The sequence below is a fragment of the Methanobrevibacter sp. genome (assembly GCF_045116495.1).
In the GTDB taxonomy this organism is placed as follows: domain Archaea; phylum Methanobacteriota; class Methanobacteria; order Methanobacteriales; family Methanobacteriaceae; genus Methanocatella.
The window spans coordinates 1-19,335 of the sequence record NZ_JBGULU010000047.1 but is presented as its reverse complement, the minus strand read 5'-3'; the positions used below and the strand labels follow the sequence as shown (position 1 = coordinate 19,335).

22 protein-coding genes are annotated in these 19,335 nt (G+C 34.5%); 4 read left to right on the top strand and 18 right to left on the bottom strand.

What is annotated here, in order from left to right; all coding sequences use genetic code 11:
* Positions 1-27 precede the first annotated feature (27 nt).
* Positions 28-492 (bottom strand): hypothetical protein, encoded by a 465-nt coding sequence (locus ACJMLH_RS02435; protein ID WP_405274377.1) that lies wholly within the window; start codon positions 490-492, stop codon positions 28-30.
* An 8-nt stretch (positions 493-500) separates the two neighbouring features.
* On the bottom strand, positions 501-2,171 hold the full coding sequence (locus ACJMLH_RS02430; RefSeq protein WP_405274375.1) for a glutamate--tRNA ligase: 1,671 nt from the start codon (positions 2,169-2,171) through the stop codon (positions 501-503).
* Positions 2,172-2,296: 125 nt separating this feature from the next.
* Here ACJMLH_RS02430 and ACJMLH_RS02425 point away from each other — a divergent pair, with 125 nt between their 5' ends.
* From ACJMLH_RS02425 to ACJMLH_RS02415, 3 genes are all read left to right on the top strand, one after another.
* Positions 2,297-3,301 (top strand): tetratricopeptide repeat protein, encoded by a 1,005-nt coding sequence (locus ACJMLH_RS02425; RefSeq protein WP_405274373.1) that lies wholly within the window; start codon positions 2,297-2,299, stop codon positions 3,299-3,301.
* Between the two features lie 63 nt (positions 3,302-3,364).
* The gene (locus ACJMLH_RS02420) at positions 3,365-4,396 is read left to right on the top strand and encodes an aldo/keto reductase (RefSeq protein WP_405274371.1); all 1,032 of its coding nucleotides are present in this window, start codon (positions 3,365-3,367) and stop codon (positions 4,394-4,396) included.
* Complete coding sequence (locus tag ACJMLH_RS02415; RefSeq protein WP_405274369.1) at positions 4,380-5,192, top strand: class I SAM-dependent methyltransferase; 813 nt, start codon at positions 4,380-4,382, stop codon at positions 5,190-5,192. The genes ACJMLH_RS02420 and ACJMLH_RS02415 overlap by 17 nt, the downstream gene beginning before the upstream one ends.
* 93 nt (positions 5,193-5,285) lie before the next feature.
* Here the strand turns inward: ACJMLH_RS02415 and ACJMLH_RS02410 are convergent, their stop codons facing one another.
* Together ACJMLH_RS02410 and hcp are read right to left on the bottom strand one after the other, a co-directional pair.
* Positions 5,286-5,615 (bottom strand): cupin domain-containing protein, encoded by a 330-nt coding sequence (locus ACJMLH_RS02410; RefSeq protein ID WP_405274367.1) that lies wholly within the window; start codon positions 5,613-5,615, stop codon positions 5,286-5,288.
* A gap of 2 nt (positions 5,616-5,617) precedes the next feature.
* Positions 5,618-6,925 (bottom strand): hydroxylamine reductase, encoded by a 1,308-nt coding sequence (gene hcp, locus ACJMLH_RS02405; protein ID WP_405274365.1) that lies wholly within the window; start codon positions 6,923-6,925, stop codon positions 5,618-5,620.
* 120 nt (positions 6,926-7,045) lie between these two features.
* On the opposite strand from hcp, the gene ACJMLH_RS02400 reads away from it, so the two are divergent.
* The gene (locus tag ACJMLH_RS02400; RefSeq protein ID WP_405274363.1) at positions 7,046-7,828 is read left to right on the top strand and encodes a TrmB family transcriptional regulator; all 783 of its coding nucleotides are present in this window, start codon (positions 7,046-7,048) and stop codon (positions 7,826-7,828) included.
* 190 nt (positions 7,829-8,018) lie between these two features.
* On the opposite strand, the gene ACJMLH_RS02395 is transcribed toward ACJMLH_RS02400, so the two are convergent.
* From ACJMLH_RS02395 to ACJMLH_RS02330, 14 genes are all read right to left on the bottom strand, one after another.
* Entirely contained in the window at positions 8,019-8,804 is a 786-nt protein-coding gene (locus ACJMLH_RS02395; protein WP_405274361.1) for an ADP-ribosylglycohydrolase family protein, read from the bottom strand.
* 474 nt (positions 8,805-9,278) lie between these two features.
* Positions 9,279-9,593, bottom strand: coding sequence for a hypothetical protein (locus ACJMLH_RS02390; protein ID WP_405274359.1), 315 nt, complete (start codon positions 9,591-9,593; stop codon positions 9,279-9,281).
* Between the two features lie 642 nt (positions 9,594-10,235).
* Positions 10,236-11,216 carry a short chain isoprenyl diphosphate synthase IdsA gene (gene idsA, locus ACJMLH_RS02385; protein ID WP_405274357.1) on the bottom strand — a complete coding sequence of 327 codons (981 nt, stop codon included), beginning with the start codon at positions 11,214-11,216 and terminating at the stop codon, positions 10,236-10,238.
* 12 nt (positions 11,217-11,228) lie between these two features.
* Positions 11,229-12,572: an RNase J family beta-CASP ribonuclease gene (locus ACJMLH_RS02380; RefSeq protein ID WP_405274355.1), complete on the bottom strand. Its 1,344-nt coding sequence runs from the start codon at positions 12,570-12,572 to the stop codon at positions 11,229-11,231.
* Between the two features lie 3 nt (positions 12,573-12,575).
* The gene (fni, locus tag ACJMLH_RS02375; protein WP_405274353.1) at positions 12,576-13,622 is read right to left on the bottom strand and encodes a type 2 isopentenyl-diphosphate Delta-isomerase; all 1,047 of its coding nucleotides are present in this window, start codon (positions 13,620-13,622) and stop codon (positions 12,576-12,578) included.
* A gap of 4 nt (positions 13,623-13,626) precedes the next feature.
* Positions 13,627-14,427 (bottom strand): isopentenyl phosphate kinase, encoded by an 801-nt coding sequence (locus ACJMLH_RS02370; protein WP_405274351.1) that lies wholly within the window; start codon positions 14,425-14,427, stop codon positions 13,627-13,629.
* Positions 14,428-14,431: 4 nt separating this feature from the next.
* A complete protein-coding gene (mvk, locus tag ACJMLH_RS02365) occupies positions 14,432-15,394 on the bottom strand; it encodes a mevalonate kinase (protein WP_405274349.1) in 963 nt (320 codons plus the stop codon).
* Positions 15,395-15,403: 9 nt separating this feature from the next.
* On the bottom strand, positions 15,404-16,252 hold the full coding sequence (gene amrB, locus ACJMLH_RS02360) for an AmmeMemoRadiSam system protein B (protein ID WP_405274347.1): 849 nt from the start codon (positions 16,250-16,252) through the stop codon (positions 15,404-15,406).
* Positions 16,253-16,261: 9 nt separating this feature from the next.
* Complete coding sequence (gene rpsB, locus ACJMLH_RS02355) at positions 16,262-16,861, bottom strand: 30S ribosomal protein S2 (protein WP_295611499.1); 600 nt, start codon at positions 16,859-16,861, stop codon at positions 16,262-16,264.
* 25 nt (positions 16,862-16,886) lie between these two features.
* Positions 16,887-17,081, bottom strand: a complete 195-nt coding sequence (locus tag ACJMLH_RS02350; RefSeq protein WP_292784782.1) for a 4Fe-4S dicluster domain-containing protein — start codon at positions 17,079-17,081, stop codon at positions 16,887-16,889.
* Positions 17,082-17,104: 23 nt separating this feature from the next.
* Positions 17,105-18,349 (bottom strand): phosphopyruvate hydratase, encoded by a 1,245-nt coding sequence (gene eno, locus ACJMLH_RS02345; protein WP_405274344.1) that lies wholly within the window; start codon positions 18,347-18,349, stop codon positions 17,105-17,107.
* 135 nt (positions 18,350-18,484) lie between these two features.
* A complete protein-coding gene (locus ACJMLH_RS02340) occupies positions 18,485-18,667 on the bottom strand; it encodes a DNA-directed RNA polymerase subunit K (protein ID WP_292808871.1) in 183 nt (60 codons plus the stop codon).
* A gap of 74 nt (positions 18,668-18,741) precedes the next feature.
* Positions 18,742-18,912, bottom strand: a complete 171-nt coding sequence (locus tag ACJMLH_RS02335) for a DNA-directed RNA polymerase subunit N (protein WP_405274342.1) — start codon at positions 18,910-18,912, stop codon at positions 18,742-18,744.
* A gap of 47 nt (positions 18,913-18,959) precedes the next feature.
* On the bottom strand, positions 18,960-19,335 hold a 376-nt coding region (locus ACJMLH_RS02330; protein WP_405274340.1), incomplete at its 5' end, for a 30S ribosomal protein S9.

Here is a 19,335-nt window from a genome sequence, read left to right as displayed (position 1 = left end):
AAAAAAAAGAAAAAGAAAAAAAATAACTCATTCCTTGTTTAACCTATAACTACCGTTTTCAACGATATATTTAGGAACAATAATTTTTAAGGAACGAATTACATTCAAATAGAAGTCATCCAATTCTCTATCTGCATAAGGATACGTAAATTCAAAAATGTAGAGATTATCATCCTCCACATATAAAAATTCATTGCGTCTGATTTGTTTTTCACCATCGTTGAATGAAGAAACAACCATATAATAAAGAGATTCATTAATTACAATGAAATCTGAAGTAACCAATTGAATTTTATCGTTGTTTTTCAAATTTTCTTCAATGCCATTCATTATTTCAGGAAGACCTGATAATGTAGGGGTTGTTGAAAACTTGATAGACATTGGAATTTTAGTATTAACCAGATACATATCAGTAAATTCATCCTTAGGAGGAATCTGTTCAAAATCCTCTGGCATTAGAAGTGTTGAAAATCCATTTGAAAACATTACCATCAAATCACCTATTTGTGAGCAAAGTAGAATATTAACTCATCATCTCTAATTTCATCCAGGCGAGCGAATCCTACCCTTTCAAATTGAACTACATCTCCAACTTCCAAATCTCTGAGTGCACCTTCACCAAGACCTGTTTTAGTTGATGCATCATCCATTACTATTTTGACATTGACATTATCATCTACAGGCACCCATTGAATAATTCTGGCTTTAACCTCACGTGCATCTTCAAATGAAGTGGAGTGGTATGTGATTTCATCACCGTTAATGTTGACATTGACAGCATCCATTAATCTGAATATTCCGTCGTTAATGTCACTTTCTGCCAGATAGGCTTTTCCATCAAACGGCAATATTCTGTTTCCCCTGTCCAAGTGGTCTGCATGTAGAGGTCTTTCTATATCCACATTGCCATCTTCATAGCCGTCAACTTCAATCAATTGAGGGTTTTCGCAGAAGAAATACCTATTGGCTACAGGTTCCAGGAAATTGCGGTTCAATCCATAAATCTTTTTCCAGCTGATTGCGGAATCAGCCATTTTTACACCCATTTCGGTTATCAAATCATAGATTGTTCTTGGGTCAATTCCACGTCTTGCAATAGCTCTCAATGTTCCGAGTCTTGGATCATCCCAACCGCTGTAGGTTCCCTCTTCAATGCCTTCCATTGCCTTTGAGGTACTTAGTGCAATATCTTCCATTTTGAGCCTGCCATAGTGGATATATTCAGGTACATCCCATCCCATATGGTCATACAGGTATTTTTGCTTTTCGGTATTTGCCAAATGGTCTTTCCCCCTTAACACATGAGTCAATCCCATCAAATGGTCATCAACTGCAACTGAAAAGTTCATCATAGGATATAATCTGTATTTTGTACCTAAGCGAGGATGCTCCTCATCAACTATCCTCATCGCTACCCAGTCACGAATAGCAGGGTTTTTATGATTGATATCAGTTTTAACTCTGAGCACTGCTTCACCAGCTTCCATTGTATCAAATTTGTCCCATAATGCCAAATTCTCTTCAACGGAGTTGTCTCTGCATGGACATGCTTTGCAGTTGTCCTTAAGTTCCTTGAAGGTTGCCCCATCACAGGTACACATGTACGCTGCTCCTTTTTCAATCAATTGGCGAGCATAATCGTAATAGATTTCAAACCTGTCTGACTGATAGATTACTTCATCAGGTTTGATTCCCAACCATTCCAAATCTTCAGGAATCATTTCATAAGCAGGTTCATAAACCCTTTTCGGATCAGTATCTTCAATTCTCAAAATTAACTTACCGTTATGTCTTTTAACATATTCCGCATTAGGAACTGCCGCTCTTGAGTGTCCGATATGTAAAGGTCCACTCGGATTAGGTGCAAATCTCAAAACGATATTTTCATGAGTTCCAGGAAGCTCCTGTAATCCAACCTCTTTTGCTTTAGGCTTTTTATCTTCCACTTCAATACCTAATCTTTCCATTTCAGCTTTTTGCTCTTCAGGACTTAAAGCATTTACTTTTCCTACAATTTTACCTGACATCGGACCTATTTCTTTAGCTTTGCTTCTGAGTTCTGGTTCGTTCGCCATTATTGAACCCATTACAGCTCCGGGATTAGCACTTCCCTTATGTTTGGCTGCATTAAGCAGAGCATGTTTATAGACAATTTCTTCTAAATCATTCATTTAATCATCACATTTAATTAATTCAATAAAAATAAGCAATATTATTTATCTATCTAAAAATATATAAATATAGTGAGAGTAGTTAAAAAAAATTGGAGCCTGATAAAAAAATTAGGTTGATATACATGAGTGATGCTGTTGAAAAAGCAAAGCTATACATCGAAGAGGGTAATTTGAAGGAAGCCCTTATGTTAGCTCGGAAAAGACATGGAAAAGATGATGTAGAATCTTATTTATCAATTTTAGACTTGCTTATTGATGAAGGAGATTTGCAGGCCCTTGAAGAAAAGGGAATGTATTACCAGTACTATGATGAAAGCCATGATAATGGAGATTATGGTGAGAAATATTTCGATGAATATCTGGAAAGACAGCCTAAATCCATCAATGTATTGTGCGACAAGGCAATGTCCAGATTCAATAAAGGAAAAATTGATGAATCCCTTGAATACATGGACAAGGCTTTAGATAAATATAAAACCTATTCTAAAGTAGAGGAACCTAGATTGTCTAAAAAAGAACTTATCATGGCCAGAATTGAACTTCAGATTAAAGCTAAAAAATATGATGATGCTCTTCGAAGTTTGAACAATTATGAAAATCAGTTCGGTTCAAGTCAAAAGACCGACCTGTATAAGGGCCAGATGCTTCAAAAGACTGGAAAAAATGAAGAGGCCTTGGAGTATTTGGAAAAATCACTGGCTGAAGAGGATACTTTAAACGCATTTAATGCCAAAGGTGATGCATTATATGAACTTAAAAGATACGATGAAGCGCTAAAGGCATATAATGAATGTCTACGCTATGAAGGGAAGGTTGAAGATGATTTGGAACTTGTAACCAATTTCAACTACAAAGCGGCATTCTGCTGTGTTGAACTTGGAGATAATCAGAAAGCTGTGCAATACCTGAACAAAACAATCAACATGCTTAACGAGCACGGCAGACTTCCAAAAGACATAGAATCTATTTATCAGAAATGTTCATTTGAAAAGGACCGCATCATGAGACATGGTGACGTTGAAGATAAGGAATTCAAACAGACAAAGTTCCTTCCTGCAAAATACGCAATTATCGCATTAGTTATCATATTTATTTTATATTTCATATTGAAAATGAATGGATATTAATGGATTGATGTTCAATTCACATGCAAATTATAAAAATAATTGAACTTTAGAGATGGCTTTAAAATGAGATTGGGAAAAACAAATTTAGAAATAAACAAAAATGGATTTGGAGCACTTCCAATTCAAAGATGCAGTATGGACGAGGCAGTTGAAATACTTCAAAAGGCATATGAAAATGGAATTAATTTCTATGATACTGCACATTTTTATACAGACAGTGAAGAGAAAATGGGAAATGCATTTGAAGATATTCCAAGAGAAAAACTTTATCTTGCAAGCAAAACGGCTGCTGAAACTCCAGAAGTTTTTTGGAGTGATTTGAAAACTTCCCTTGAAAGTTTAAAAACAGATTATTTGGATTTATACCAATTCCACAATATCTCATTTGTTCCGAAAGAGGATGATGATGTATATAAAGCAATGCTTGAAGCAAAAGAAAAAGGGATGATTAGACATATTGGAATTACAACCCATAAAATCTCATTTGCCCATGAAGCTGTTGAAAGCGGACTTTATGAAACCCTGCAATATCCGTTTTCATACCTGAGCGGAGAAGAGGAAATCGAACTTGTTGAAAAATGCAAAGACCATGATGTCGGTTTTATTGCAATGAAAGCCATGGGCGGAGGTCTGATTAAAAATTCAAAAGCAAGCTTTGCATATATCAATCAATTTGATAATGTATTGCCAATCTGGGGAATTCAAAAGCTGGAAGAACTTGATGAGTTCCTGTCATACGATGACAACACCATTTTAACTGATGATTTAAAAGCCGAAATTGAAAATGATAAGAAAGAGCTCGGTGAAAACTTCTGCAGAGGCTGTGCATACTGCATACCATGCCCTGAAGAAATAAACATCAGCCTATGCGCAAGAATGTCCTTGTGGATTAGGCGTTTTCCGGCAGAACCCTACCTGACCGAAGAATATCAGGAAATGATGGAGCATACAAAAGATTGCACCGAATGCTACTCATGCACAGACAAATGTCCATATGAATTAGATATTCCTGAACTTTTAAAAGAGAATTATGAAGATTATCAAGACGTATTATCCGGTAAAATCAAAGGTGTAAGAAATGAGACAATGCATTGAAAATCCGAATGATGTTGATTGGGCCAGCTATTGGAGAGAAAGACTGGAAGGCAAAAACAATAAGGACTGGGATAAGGCAGCCCCAGGATTTTTCAAAAGAACCCGAAAAGACGACTATAACGATGCATTGTTTGACATGCTGATTCTAGATGAAAACGATACCGTACTGGATGTCGGGTGCGGTGAAGGATCAATAACAGTTCCCCTTTCAAAAAAAGTTAAAAAGGTAATCGGACTTGACTCCTCACCTAAAATGCTGGAATATCTTGAAAAAAGAGCAAACGATGAAAATGCAGACAACATCAAAACCATCCTAAAACCAATTGAAGAGATAAAATACGAAGAAATCGGTGATGTTGATGTGGTAGTCTGCTCCAGGTCATTAAATGGAATAATGCCAATTGAGGAAGTTTTGGCCGAATTGAATAAAATTGCAGACAAATATGTATTCATAACTATTTTTGGACCAGAAAATAAAAAAATAGAAAAAGATTTTGAAAAGGAACTGGGAAAAAAGACGGAAGATTTCCCTGATTACAATTATTTCTTTAACATCCTATTCAATATGGGAATTTACGCAAATGTACAACGCTTTGATTTGAATAACTACCGTGAATATGAAAGTATTGATGAAGCCATGGACAATGGGAAATTCAGACTTGATTTATATTCTGATGAAGAAAAAACGCTTCTTAGAAAATATCTGGAAAGAATACTCACCTATGACAGTGAAACTAAAAAATATTATAACATTAAAGACAAAGCTGACTGGATAATGGTCTGGTGGAAAAAATAACATTCCAATACTTAAAAAGAGATATAAAACTATGAAATTATTTGAGTGAAAATACCCAATAACATCATAGTTTCATGAAAGGTTTGAATGACATTAGTCAGATTTAATCATGGTTAATATCATTTTATACGGACTGTTTTCAGCTTGAAGTGCATGTGGTTCGTTTGCCGGCATGATTATAATCTGACCAGCTTTAACAGTATGTTTTTTACCGGAAATTGTAATTTCGGCTTCACCATCAATTACCTGAACCATTGCATCGAAAGGTGCTGAATGTTCGGAAAGTCCTTGACCTTGATCAAAAGCGAAAAATGTCACGGTTCCTAATTCTTTTTTGATTACTTCACGACTGACAACGCTGTCTTTTTGATAATCAAGCAAAAATTGTATATCAAGTGGTTTTGCCTTAAGATCTTTACTCACAACTATTCCCCCATAATTGTTTTAATATCTGCTATTGCATCTCCAGTTGTTGGTGTTAAATTATAGTTTTCAACAAGTACATTTAAGATGTCATCATTGCACCATGCAGGAAGTACAGGTCCAATCCACATGTCTTTTTTACCAAGATAGAGCAATGCCCAGAGTACTGCTGCTGCTTTTTGTTCCATCCAGGAAAGTACAATAGTTAATGGAAGTTCATTTAATTCCATGCCAAATAATTCACATAAAGCCACTGCCACATCAACTGCAACAATGGTATCGTTACATTGACCTACATCCAATAATCTTGGGATTCCTTCGATATCACCTAAATCCAAGTCATTGAATTTGTATTTTCCACAAGCTAATGTTAAAATTACTGTGTCTTCAGGCAAGTTTGCAACGAATTCCCTGTAGTAGTCGTTATGTTTAGCTGCTTTGTCACAACCTCCGACAACAAAGAATCTTCTGATTTTGCCTTCTTCGACTAATTTTTTGATTGCATCAGCATGTTCAACAATAGCTCCTGCACTCCATCCGGTTGTTATTGTAGTCAATTCTTCAGCTTCAAGGCCTCCTAAAGATTTTGCACATTCAATAACTTCTGAGAAATCATAATCTTCAACTGTCTTTACGCCTTCGAGTTTTGCAACATCCATTGTAAACATTCTTTCTTTGTATGAATCCATTGCAGGCAATACACAGTTGCTTGTACCGACAATAGCTGCATTGTATTTTTTGAATGTCATTCTTTGGTCATGCCATGCACCACCTAATTGTCCTGCAAGGTTTTCGTATTGGTTTAAACCAGGATATCCGTGAGCAGGCAACATTTCGGAGTGTGTGTATACCTTGATGTCGGTTCCTTCCACCTGTTTTAATAATTCTTCAAGTGCTTTTAAGTCGTGACCGGTTACGATAATAGCCGGACCTTCCTGTGCTCCAACTTTAACTTCTACAGGTTTTGGTTCACCGTATGCTTCGATATGGGCCTCTTTAAGTAATCTCATTACGTCTACACTTACTTTTCCTGCTTCAAGTGCCAATGCAACAAGATCATTTACATCAAAGTTGACATTTGTTAATGTGGTGTATAAACCTTTGGTTAAGAATGCATCGATTTCAGGGTCCACTTTTCCTAAAACGTTTGCATTGTAGTTGTATGCACTTATACCTTTCATTGTGAAGATTAAATTATCTTGTAATCTTGCAACAGTTGCATTTTTACCGCAAACCCCTTTAATAGTACATCCAGTACCGTGAGCGGTTTGGGAACATTGATAACAAAACATATCTAATTTATCTGCCATTTCAATAACCTCATTTTATTCGTTAATTATAATTATCTCAAAAAAGCATATAAAGATTTTGTCACTTAACAAGGGTTAAAAGTAGTAAACTTATATAGTTACAACAACAGATACACTAACATGAAAGAAAGTGTATCAGTACTTAAAGGAATCGGACTTACCATGTATGAAGCTGAAGCATATGTTACCATGACATCACTAATCTCATCAACCGCAACCGAAATAGCTGAAAAATCCGGCATTCCCAGAAGCAAAATCTATAACGTGTTGAAAGGACTTTCAAAGAAAAACTTCATCGAAATTGAAGACGGAAGACCCCAAACATATCATGTCAAATCACCTGTTGAAGTATTAAGCCGTGAAAAAGACAGAATTTCCACAGAGATTGATGATACAATAACAAGACTGACAAATGTTTATGAAAATGGAATGAGTCAGGTCCAGGCCCCGATCTGGAGAATATATGGTGTCGAAAAGATCATATCCCAGGAAGTGGAAATCATCAATCGTGCAAGAACATCAATAAATATGAGAATCGGTTTTCTGTTTGAAGGCGAAGGCGAAGCTCTTGTTAAAGCATTTAAGAACAGACCAAGCCTAAAAGTGAATATTTTGGCTTCCCCAACATGTTACATTAACGGCTATGAAGTCAATATCATTAACATGTTTAAGGATGAAGAAATTAACATTCAAAAAGCAGATATACCATTTGTTAAAGTTCTGATTTCCGATTCAAAGGAGATGATGCACACCTATACCAAGTTTTCAGAGGATAAACGAAATGTACTTCCAGAAACTGCAATTGGAATCTGGAACAAGTACGAAGATGTGGCTCGCAACTATGATGAAAGGTTCATGAATCAGCTTAAAAAAATGAAGAAAAAAGGGAAGAAAAAATCATGAGCGTAAATTGATTAAAGCCTTCATAATTTTGAAAGATTGAACAATCGATTCCAAATGCTTATAGCTAAATTAACACTAACGATAAATCCATTGGTTTTTAAAATTAAAATTTAATAGAATATACATCCTATTGTACAATTAGGCACGTTTAGTAAAATACCACCAGTTAATGTAAAAAAAATAAAGTGAATTATAATAATTTACTATCGAAATCTAAAAAGGTCTCAAATAAAAAATCATCCAATCGAACGATAGATTCATCCACAATATCATCAGGGACATCCCAGTATGCACCAGCAATACCCCCCGCAATAGCGGCCTGAGTATCCGCATCACCGCCTAAAGATACAGCATTTCTTATTGTATCTTCAAAATCCTCTGCTTCCAAAAAGCAAATTATTGACTCAGGAACACATCCTGCACAAGAGACGTCAAATTTATAATTCGGCCTTATTTCATCAACTGTGCGATTCAAATCATATCCATATTGAACTTCAACATGTTCTTTAATTTCATCCTTTGAAGCGCCAATACGTGCCAGATATGTGGCATCTGATGTTGCAAGAGCCCCTTTTACTCCTTCCGGATGGTCATGAGTTATAATAGCGGACAATTCTGCAAGTTTTTGTGCTTCTTCCAAGCTGTCAGCTACCCATGCACACGGAGATACTCTCATAGCTGAACCATTACCCCAACTTCCATAAGGTTTTGGAGATTCTTGAATAAGCCAATTTAAAAACATTCGCCCATATCCCGCATTGATATACCTATTTCCGAAATCTTTCACATTCCTGATTAAAACATCCTTAGAATTTCTGTCTTCACATAACCATTTAGCGATGGCCAATGTCATTACAGTATCATCTGTAAATACTGAGTTTACATCAAATAATTCAAAATCTTTTGTTTTAATTGAATTGAACTCGTAAGGTGATCCTATAATATCTCCGGCAATAGCTCCAATAATTCCTTTCATAAAAATATATTGTGTTAAAGAGGTTAATAAGATTATTTGAAAAAATTGCTGAATGTTACCTGAAGTTTAATATTTAAATAACATGGATTATATCATACAAAATATAAAAATTACACTCATTTAGTAAAATTGTTGTGACTTGGCAAAATTGATGTAAAATCAAAGAAAAAAGTTATATAATAACTAAAATAAAATTATTGTTGATAATAGAATATATTATCACAAACACAGAAATTTCTATAAATATATAAAGAAATCATTCATAAAGAACACTTCTTTAATAAATTCGTATACTATTGTTGCTTAAAAATAGAAATTTCAAAACAAAAACCATAACTAACATAAGGGGTTCCGGAGAATTCTGGAATCCTGAAATTTTTTAATGAAAATTCAGGCATTCTCCAAATCTTTATAGATTTTTAGATACTCCAATTTTTCAAAAATAATAAACATTATAACCAATAGGGAAATCATCTAATAATCAGCAAAATTTTTAATCGCTTCGATTTCTTCAATTGTATTGTTTCCGGAACAAATTACAGTAACGTTTGAAGCATCAGCAGATTGCAATTCTTTTTTAACATCACCAATCAATGCTTCCACATCAACATTTTCAAATTTGTTTAAATAACAATCAATAGAATTTCTTCCATTTAAACAATTTTTACCTGCATTTACAGGGTGTCTTTTATATAGGAAGGTTCCCACAATTTCACCATCATATAAAACAACATTAATACCACAACCTACACTACAGGATGGGCATAAAGTGTGCTTAATCTCCAACATATAATATCTCCAATATAATTGATATAAGAAACCTTTTCATAACATAAACCAGAATAAATGAGATATTAACAGATTAAACTGAAAATATTACAAGATTTTAACAACTCCCAACTAATTCAACAATTGAATTTTTGATAAAATCTTGATTCCCATCACTCCAATTTTTGAAATAATTCGTATGACTCTGAACAATTTTAAAATAGTCAAACTAAATTATCCAATTAAAAAAATTAAATTAGATAACCTAATAATAGATATATTACTAAATATATAAATATTATTAAAATATCTAAGGCGTTACACTGATTTAAATATAATATAACAAAACATAAATAATTATAACAATTAATAAATAATAATTTACTATTCTAAAATAAATATTACTTGTAATAATATCATAATTTACTAAAATAAGCACTTAGATTAGAAAAATGAAAATCATTAAAAATCGTGATAAATCGTTAAAATTAATGATAAATTATTTGAATTTTTTAAAAAAATTTTGGTAAATTTCAAAATGAAAAATGTTCAAAAATAGTGATTTTTTCCATGAAAATTGTCTTAAAAAACAGAAATCTTAAAATGAGACAAATGTGAAAAATTAAAAAAAAACTTTAAAAAAAAATTAATAAATGAGAGAATTTAAGCACTTCTCTCAAGTACAAAATCTGCAATGTCGGCAAGTACCTGTTTAGATGAAGAATCATCCAATATTTCAAGTACTTCTTTAGCTTTATCAACAGATTCTAATGCCAAATTGCGAGCATATTCAATGGCACCACAATTTGTTAAAAATTCAACAGCTTCATCTATATCTTCTTGAGAATTATTTTCATCTTTTAGGATTTCAAGAAATCTGCCAGATTCATCTTTAGCTAAACCCTTAATTGCAATAATAGTCATTTTTCCTTTTCCAATGTCTGATCCTATAGGTTTGCCTAATGTTTCCTCATCAGCTGCAATATCCAAATAGTCATCTTGAATTTGGAAAGCAAGACCAATTAAACGACCATACTCATACATTGCATCAATGACTTCATCAGATGCGCCGCCCATAATAGCTCCAGCTTTTGTAGCTGCGGCAATTAAAGCGCCAGTCTTTTTGAAAATCATTTCCATGTATTCATCTTCTGATACATCAAACCTTTCCTCAAAGCCCATATCAGATGCCTGACCTTCACAGATTTTAACACATGCATCCGCAACAGTAGCCAGAGCCTTATTGTTTTGTTCGGAACTGGTTCCTTCAGAGCAGATGATTATTTCAAATGCTTTTGAAAATAATGTGTCTCCTGCAAGAATTGCCACATCTTCTCCCCATACTTTATGAACAGAAGGCATTCCTCTTCTCATGTCATCCTGGTCCATAATATCATCATGGATAAGTGAAAATGTGTGAATCAATTCAATAGCTGCAGCGGATTTTAATGCAGATTCGCGTACTCCTCCAACAGCTTCTGCAGTTATTAATGTTAAAGCCGGTCTAAGCATTTTTCCTCCAGCTCTTGTAAGGTAAACTGATGCCTCTGCAAGATTATCTGGAGTGATAGTAGCTAATTCTTCTTCAATAGTTTTAGTAATATCTGTTGAATAACTTCCAAGTACCTCTTTTACATCGCTCATTATATCCCTCTTTTAACTTTTAAATACTTGTGCTTGAGCATTTCTTAAGATATGGATATCATAGCCTATCCTATATCCTTCTTCTTCAGCCAATTCCGCATAAGCTGCAAGCATTGATAAATCTCCGTGTGCTGGTATGATATGTTGTGGCTTTAACATACGTAAGAATTCCCTGTGATCTTCTCTTCCAGCGTGTCCGGAAACGTGAGCATTAGGATAAATTCTCGCACCTTTCAATTTTAATCTCCTTTCCATAATGTGCCTATTTGCAGCATTAGTAGGGTTTGGAATAATCGGTGCTGAAATAATAACATTATCTCCCTTTTTAATATTGAATGGGGTCCTTCCATTAGCAATTCTAGGAAGTAACGCATCAGGTTCACCTTGGTGACCTGTAGTAACAAGCAAATAATTTGCCCTATCTTCATCAGCCTTCATTAAAGCTTTGTTTACTGCTTTTGGAGAACCGTAAATACTAGCATTTTTTGGTAATTTTAAAATTCCTAATTTCTGTGCAATTCCACAGAATCTTTCCATTGATCTGCCAAGGAAAAATATTTCCCTGTGGCTTTTTTTAGCAATGTCTGCAATTGCCTGTACACGTTCAACGTGAGATGAAAATGTTGTGACTATCATTCCGGTACTTTCTTGGAGAGGTCCTTTCATTACATCCTCTAAAATATTCTTTGCGATTCTTTCGGAATGAGTTTTGACTTCATTATAATTTTTAGCATTTGTTGTTTCTACTATTAACGCAAGCACTCCTTTCCTACCGATTTCCTTAAGTCTTTTGTAATCCGGTGGTGGAGATACTTTCTGGTGATTGTCAAACTTGAAATCAAGTGCATATACAATTACACCTTCAGGAGTATGCAATACTGGAAATACTGCCTGTGGGATACTGTGTGTTGACTGTACAAATTCCAAAGTAATATCTTTTGATAATTTCATTTTATTTCCAGGATTTAAAGGTTTAATTTGATTTGTTACTTTGAATTTGCGTTCCCCTTTAATTTGTTTTTCAATTAAAGCTGCAGTATATGGTGTTCCTATTAATGGTGCATCATATCTATGTGCTAATTTAGCTACAGCACCTATATGGTCCAAGTGACCGTGTGAGAATACTATTCCTTTTACTTTACCATCCACATCTTTCATTAGGGTATCGTCTGGAATAACTCCTCTTTCTATTAAATCTAAGCTATGCATTCTATCAATATCAGTATCTTCGTGCATACTGATTCTGTCAAGGTGAATTCCCATATCAAAGATGATGACATCTTCACCTATTCTGACAGCAGTCATGTTTTTCCCGACTTCTTGATATCCTCCAATAGCGATTACTTCAACGCTCATGGTTTATCTCCTTGAATAATTTTTTGTGTTAATTCCTCTTTCATTGAGCCACTCCCTTGTTTTTCCACGTATAACAAGATGGGAATGTTTTAATTCTTCAATATTACTGGCTCCAACTAAAAACATTGCAATTCTAAGTGAATCGTTGAATCTATGAATAAATTTGTTTAAATCTTCTTGAGATGCAGAATTTTTCAAAAATGGCAATGCCATGCCCACCGCATCTGCTCCAAGAGCAATAGCCTTAGCTGCTTCAAGACCTGATCTGATGCCTCCTGATGAAATAACTGGAACATCAACAGCATCAGTTACCTCAACTGTACTGATTGCAGTTGGAATTCCCCAGTCCCAAAATAGTTCACCGAAGTATCTGTCTTCAGCCCTGTATGTTTCAACAGCTGCCCAGCTAGTTCCACCTGCTCCTTCAATATCAATATAATCAATACCTGCTTCAACTAATTTTTTAGCGGATTCAGCTGAGATTCCGCATCCTGTTTCTTTTGCAAGAACTGGAATATCAACAGTTTCTGTTATTTTATTGATTAAATCAATATATCCTCTTGCATCCAAATCGCCTTCCGGCTGAATTGATTCCTGAAGAGGGTTTAAATGAATAGCTAAAATGTCCGCATCCAATATTTCAACAGCTTTTTCGGCTAGATTAAGCTGTGGTGCTCCAATGTTGCCTACAAGCAAACAGTTCGGAGCATTTTCACGAACAATAGTATAAGTATCAGCAAGTTCCGGATGTTCACAGGCAGCTCTTTGAGAGCCTACTCCTAAAGCAATGTTATTGTTCTCCGCTGCAATTGCTAACTGTTTATTTATTGATTTTGCAGCAGGATGTCCTCCAGTAATAGCTGTAATAAATAAAGGTGAGTCTAATTTTTTTCCAAAAACAGAAGTTGATAAATCTATTTCATTTTTATCTATTTCCGGCAAAACATTATGGATTAATTCAATATCTTCAAATCCAGTAGTTTTATTCTTAAACTCAACATCATAATTTTCACAAATTAATAAATGCTCTAATTTTCTATCTGAAATCATATTCTTAATTTCCCCTTGAAATTACTGTTCCTTTAACTTCCTTGTTTTCCAATACCTTGAAAATATTATCATTAACTTCAGCATTTATTATTTTAGATTCAATTCCTAAATCTGCTAAATATAAAAGTTCTTTAATTTTTCCAACCATTCCACCGGTAACATCAACGTTTGTAGTTCCTTCCAAGGTATCCAGGTCTTCAAGTGAACTGAATTTTTCAAAAAATATTGCATCTTCATGTGTCTTAGGATTTTTATTATAAACTCCATCCACATCGGTTCCCAAAACAACCAAATCTGGATTAAGATTCATGGCCAAGTATTGGATTAACTGGTCTCCGGAAATTACACATATTTCCAATTCCTCATCCAAAACGACATCCCCATATATTACCGGGATAAATCCTTTATCTAAATATTTCTTAAAATAATCAAGATTTCCTTGTGTAATCCTTTTATTGGATGCTGTCATAAAACTTGAAGCCGGAATAGCAACAACAGGCAATCCCTCTTCAATAAATGCTTCACATATAAGCATGTTTAATTTTTTAACAGCATTTTGAGTTTCACAAAATCCAATTCTTTTTTGCGGATATTCGGCCTTGTCAAATGCTTCGCCAATCCTGTATTTTTTTGCAGGAGGATGACCAAAAGATCCTGCTCCATGAACAATAATCAGTTCTTTGCTGGAATTGTCAAGTGAAGCTTTAATTTCAGATGCAATTCTCTTTAATGACACTGCATCGATTTCACTTTCAGTTGAATCCTTATTGGTTAGGATGCTTCCCCCAATTTTTAAAATAATCATAAAATCACTGATAAACCCTTGAAGAAACTCCTTTTCGAGTGAAATGGATTTTTAATATATTATCATCACGTGCAATAGCTTCAGCAACTTCATCAACTTTCCCCGGACAAAGCGCTATAATACTACCGCCTCCACCTGCACCTGTAGTTTTGGAACCGATGGCTCCCGCTTCTCTTGCATTATATACCATTCTAGATAATTCCAAAGTATTTACACCTATCACATCTAAAAATCCATGATTAATATTCATCAATTCGCCCACTTTATCAAAATCTCTTTTCAAAATAGCCTGTTTTGCGTAATTAGTTAAATTTCCCATTGCAGTAATGACAGGATTAATGATTTTTGGATTCTTATCCTTTAAATGTCTTACATCCTTAACCATCTTTCCAGTGTTTCCATGCTTTGTAGTATAGCCTACAACAAACGGAACATTGAAATTAACATTGAAACGCTCGACTTTTTTATTTCTGGACAGATAAACAAGCCCCCCATAAGTAGAAACCAAAGTATCAAGAGGACTGGCTACCCCCTGAACCGCCTGTTCCACCATATGAGCATCATGGGCTAAAGATTTTTTATTGAAACGAACGTTATGATATCTATATAATGCGGCAAGTGTCGCTACAGTAACGGCTGCAGATGAACCGAGCCCAGAACCAATAGGCACATTTGATGTTAATGTAATGTCAATTGGTGTATGGTCATGAGCCCTATAAACAGATTCTAAAATATATCGAATAATACCTGGTTTTCCTTTTCTTAAAATATATTTTTTTTCACGAGTAAGTAATTCAGCTTCGAAATTTATATTAGGAGCTCTAAAAATACTTTTATCACATTCAGATTCTTTAATTGTAATATAAGCCCTCTTATTTACAGCTCCCGCTATAGCAGGCTCACCATAAACTACTGAATGTTCTCCAAATAAAATTGCTTTTGCCGGAGCAGAAGCTTTAGCTATCATAAACACACCTTATTTAAAAATTCCTGAAGCATAACCTACAACTGAAGAAAAGTCCCCTGTAACATCGCCACTTGTTTTATATGCCAATATTTCACAATCTGTTTTATCGGTCATTTTTGAAACCAGAATGGCAGTCATCACAGGACCGTAACCACACATGGTAATGTTATACTGAATAATTTCTTCAAAAAGCTTGAATTCATTCATCTCTTCAATATCTTCCAAAACAAAACCATCGACCTTATTTGCTTTTTCCTGATTGTTGAAATGAGACAAATCAGTACTTGCAATAACACAGTAAGATTTATCCAACTCATTTGCAGCTTCAACAATTGCCTTTGCCAAATCATTTGAAGCCGTGAAAGATTGGGATCCCATAGTGACGGGTACAATCTTGAAATCATCAGAAAAATATTGTAGAAATGGTAGTTGAACTTCTATGCTGTGTTCATATCTATGAGCAGTGAAATCTGCACTTGCAATATCCGAATGAGATATCAGTGCCTCTGCAAATTCACCATCAACCTGAACACTTCCCAAAGGAGTAATCCATTCCCCTTCATTGAAAACAGAAACTTCCCTACCATATCCTGTATGATTAGGACTTAATATAATAAAAACTTCAGGAAAACCGTTTTGAACTAACTTGCAATAACCATGACTAGCTATTGCACCAGAATATTGGTAACCTGCATGTGGGACCATAATATGCATAGGATACTCTGTATCTTTAAATTTATTGATTGTTGGTATTTCACCAACGCCAAAATCATCTAAAAAACACTTTTCAATAGTCTTTTTAAGGATTTCAGGATTATCTGGATAAAATGCTCCAGCAACAGCAGGTTGTCTTAACATTTAACTCATTTAGAATTTAAGTTCAAAGTCAGTTGGTTCAATATCTAAGTCACCATCTTCTGGAATGTCGCCTCTTTCTCTTAAGATTTGTCTTGCAAGTAACCAGTAAATTAAAGCAATAGCTTTTCTACCTTTGTTGTTTACAGGTACAGCAATATCAACAAAACTGAGTAAGTTTTCAGTATCACATAATGCAATAACAGGAATACCATTTTGTTTAGATTCTAATATTGCTTGAGCGTCAGACCTTGGGTCAGTTACAACAATAATTTTTGGTTCAATAAATTTAGCATAATTAGGGTTTGTTAAGGTTCCAGGGATGAATCTACCAGGGATAGTTTTTGCACCGGTAATTTCACCGAATTTTTTAACAGGAGCTTGACCGTATTGTCTGGTAGCTACTACTAAAATGTCTTCTGGGTCGTATTTTGCTAAAAGTTTAGCGATTTGTCTGATTCTTTCATCAGTTTTTTGAATATCTAATACGTATAAACCGTCAGATCTTACTCTGAATATATATTTTTCCATGTCACTGGTTTTTTGTTGGGTTCCGATATGTAAACCTGCTGCTAAATAGTTATCTAAATCAATTAAAAGTTCGTTAGTCATTAATAATCACCTTTTTTCATTATATTTAATCTTCATCTTCAATATTTACACATTCATTAGGACATACGTCCATACATACTTCACAATAACTGCAATCTTCTGGATTGTTAATTGTGATTTTGTCTCCTTCGAGAACTAAAACTTCCATTGGGCAAACATCTGAACATTCAGCACAGTCAGCACCATCACATTTATCATAGTCAATAGTTACTTTAGCCATTTTATTCTCTCCCTAAATCATTATTAGAATTTACCCATAACAGGATTTGAAAGTTCTTCTTCAATGCGAATAAGTTCATTTAACTTTGCTATTCTTTCACCACCAATAGCTCCAGTTTTAATTAATGGAGATGCAAAACCAACTGCAAGATGTGCAATGGTTTCATCAGTAGTTTCACCAGACCTATGGGATACAACTGGAACAATGCCATTTTCTTTTGCTAATTTTACAGTAGCATAAGTTTCTGATAGACTTCCAATTTGGTTAGGTTTGATGATAATAGCATTTGCGGCATTTTCATCTATTCCTTTAGCCAATAATTCCTTATTGGTTACGAATAAATCATCACCACAGATTAAACATTTATCTCCCACTTTTGAAGTTAACTCTGAAAATCCATTGAAATCAGATTCATCGAATGGGTCTTCTACATAAAACATTTTGTAAGTATCAATGATATCTTTTACAAAATCAATTTGATCTCCGGTGTCCCTTTTAACACCATCTTGATCATAAACATATTTTTGTTCATTAGAATTCCATAATTCAGAAGCTGCCATATCTAAAGAAGGCCTAATTTCAATACCTAACTCGTCACCAACCTCTTCACAGGCCTTTGCCTGAATTTCCAAAGCGGCATCATTGGTAATGTTGGGTACCCAACCTCCTTCGTCTCCTTTACCACCAGTAAAATTGGAGTCTTTAGTTTGAATCAATTCTTTAAGTCTTTTGTGAACTTGAGCATTGGCAAAAATTGCCTCAACAACACTGGTCGCTCCAATTGGAACAACTAGGAATTCCTGAATATCCGGTGCATTAACACCCGCATGTGCTCCGCCGTTCATCATGTTACCTAAAGGAAATGGCAATTCATTAACTAAATTTCCACCAATGTATTTGTATAGTGGCATGTTATAAGATTCCGCAGCAGCTTTAGCTACAGCCATGGAAATTGCTACAGTAGTGTTACCACCAATAGCTGCCAAATTATCAGTACCATCGATTTCACGCAATACTTCATCAATGGTATTTATGTCTTCAGCATCCATACCAATTAGTTCTGAAGCTATAAAATCTTCCATTTCACGGACAACCAGATCGACTCCGCCTTCAGGGAAAGATACAACTTCTCTAGAACCTGTACTGGCTCCACTTGGTGCAGCAGCTCTACCAAACCCATTCCAAGTAATTACATCTACTTCTATAGTTGGGTTTCCTCTGCTGTCCAAAATCTTACGAACTTGGACATCTTCTATTATACTATCCAAAAAAAACACCTCAGTGTCATTTAATTTATTACCATATAATCTATACCCTAAAAAAATCAGTAAGTTTCTTTATAGAGTTATATTGGTATTTTTTATTTTTTTTAAATAAATTATTAGAATAAATAGATTAACTATTTATTCATCTCTAATAACATCTAATGGTAAAACTCCAGCTTTTAACTCCTCATAAGCTATATCAATTGGATCAAGGGAATCTTTAATGTCCACTAATGGTTTAGCTCCCATTGATATTTGAATTGCTCTAGCCCCAAGGAGTCTAGCTCTTTCAAACCTTGTTAATTTCTTTTCAACATTCATGAATATTACTCCATTTTAGGCACATATTTTACCAAGATTATATTTACAATAAAATATCCCTACAATTGTAAAATCTATTCCCATGTTTGCACATGAGAAATTAACATTCTTCTACAACAGTATCTAGTTAAACCTAAGTCATCTAATACATCTTTTGACTTTTCACCATTAGCTATCCTTGTAGTGTATTCATCAAAGTAAGCTGAAACTGGTTTTCCACAACTTAAGCATCTAATAGGAATCATTTTTATCATCTTTTTAATTTTAAATAAAATATAAAAGTACAGAGTAATTATCTGTAACTTTTTTGTTTACGTGCTCTTGCTCCAGGACCACCGTATTTTTTAGGTTCTGAACGTCTTGGGTCACCTACTAACATGGTTCTGTCATATTGAGTATATTTTTCTTTTAAATCCATGTCTTGGGACCATTGTACAAGTCCTTTTGCAATTACCATACGTGCAGCTTCAGCTTGACCCATTACTCCTCCACCAACAACGCGAATGTTAATATCCACTTGATTAGCTAAATCACCAGCTAAAGTTAATGGTTCTTGTAATTTTAAGTTAGCAAGCTCAGGGGAATAAAGTTCTAAAGGAATTCTGTTAATTCTAACTTTACCGGTTCCTTCTTGAACAGTACCTCTTGCGATAGCTGTTTTACGTTTT

What these genes read in the sequence shown, in the direction of transcription:
- ACJMLH_RS02435 (WP_405274377.1), bottom strand. Translation starts at nt 492, where the DNA reads ATGGTAATGTTTTCAAATGGATTTTCAACACTTCTAATGCCAGAGGAT.
- ACJMLH_RS02430 (WP_405274375.1), bottom strand. Translation starts at nt 2,171, where the DNA reads ATGAATGATTTAGAAGAAATTGTCTATAAACATGCTCTGCTTAATGCA.
- ACJMLH_RS02425 (WP_405274373.1), top strand. Translation starts at nt 2,297, where the DNA reads ATGAGTGATGCTGTTGAAAAAGCAAAGCTATACATCGAAGAGGGTAAT.
- ACJMLH_RS02420 (WP_405274371.1), top strand. Translation starts at nt 3,365, where the DNA reads ATGAGATTGGGAAAAACAAATTTAGAAATAAACAAAAATGGATTTGGA.
- ACJMLH_RS02415 (WP_405274369.1), top strand. Translation starts at nt 4,380, where the DNA reads ATGAGACAATGCATTGAAAATCCGAATGATGTTGATTGGGCCAGCTAT.
- hcp (WP_405274365.1), bottom strand. Translation starts at nt 6,925, where the DNA reads ATGGCAGATAAATTAGATATGTTTTGTTATCAATGTTCCCAAACCGCT.
- ACJMLH_RS02400 (WP_405274363.1), top strand. Translation starts at nt 7,046, where the DNA reads ATGAAAGAAAGTGTATCAGTACTTAAAGGAATCGGACTTACCATGTAT.
- ACJMLH_RS02395 (WP_405274361.1), bottom strand. Translation starts at nt 8,804, where the DNA reads ATGAAAGGAATTATTGGAGCTATTGCCGGAGATATTATAGGATCACCT.
- ACJMLH_RS02390 (WP_405274359.1), bottom strand. Translation starts at nt 9,593, where the DNA reads ATGTTGGAGATTAAGCACACTTTATGCCCATCCTGTAGTGTAGGTTGT.
- idsA (WP_405274357.1), bottom strand. Translation starts at nt 11,216, where the DNA reads ATGAGCGATGTAAAAGAGGTACTTGGAAGTTATTCAACAGATATTACT.
- ACJMLH_RS02380 (WP_405274355.1), bottom strand. Translation starts at nt 12,572, where the DNA reads ATGAGCGTTGAAGTAATCGCTATTGGAGGATATCAAGAAGTCGGGAAA.
- fni (WP_405274353.1), bottom strand. Translation starts at nt 13,622, where the DNA reads ATGATTTCAGATAGAAAATTAGAGCATTTATTAATTTGTGAAAATTAT.
- ACJMLH_RS02370 (WP_405274351.1), bottom strand. Translation starts at nt 14,427, where the DNA reads ATGATTATTTTAAAAATTGGGGGAAGCATCCTAACCAATAAGGATTCA.
- mvk (WP_405274349.1), bottom strand. Translation starts at nt 15,394, where the DNA reads ATGATAGCTAAAGCTTCTGCTCCGGCAAAAGCAATTTTATTTGGAGAA.
- amrB (WP_405274347.1), bottom strand. Translation starts at nt 16,252, where the DNA reads ATGTTAAGACAACCTGCTGTTGCTGGAGCATTTTATCCAGATAATCCT.
- rpsB (WP_295611499.1), bottom strand. Translation starts at nt 16,861, where the DNA reads ATGACTAACGAACTTTTAATTGATTTAGATAACTATTTAGCAGCAGGT.
- ACJMLH_RS02350 (WP_292784782.1), bottom strand. Translation starts at nt 17,081, where the DNA reads ATGGCTAAAGTAACTATTGACTATGATAAATGTGATGGTGCTGACTGT.
- ACJMLH_RS02340 (WP_292808871.1), bottom strand. Translation starts at nt 18,667, where the DNA reads ATGAATGTTGAAAAGAAATTAACAAGGTTTGAAAGAGCTAGACTCCTT.
- ACJMLH_RS02335 (WP_405274342.1), bottom strand. Translation starts at nt 18,912, where the DNA reads ATGATTCCTATTAGATGCTTAAGTTGTGGAAAACCAGTTTCAGCTTAC.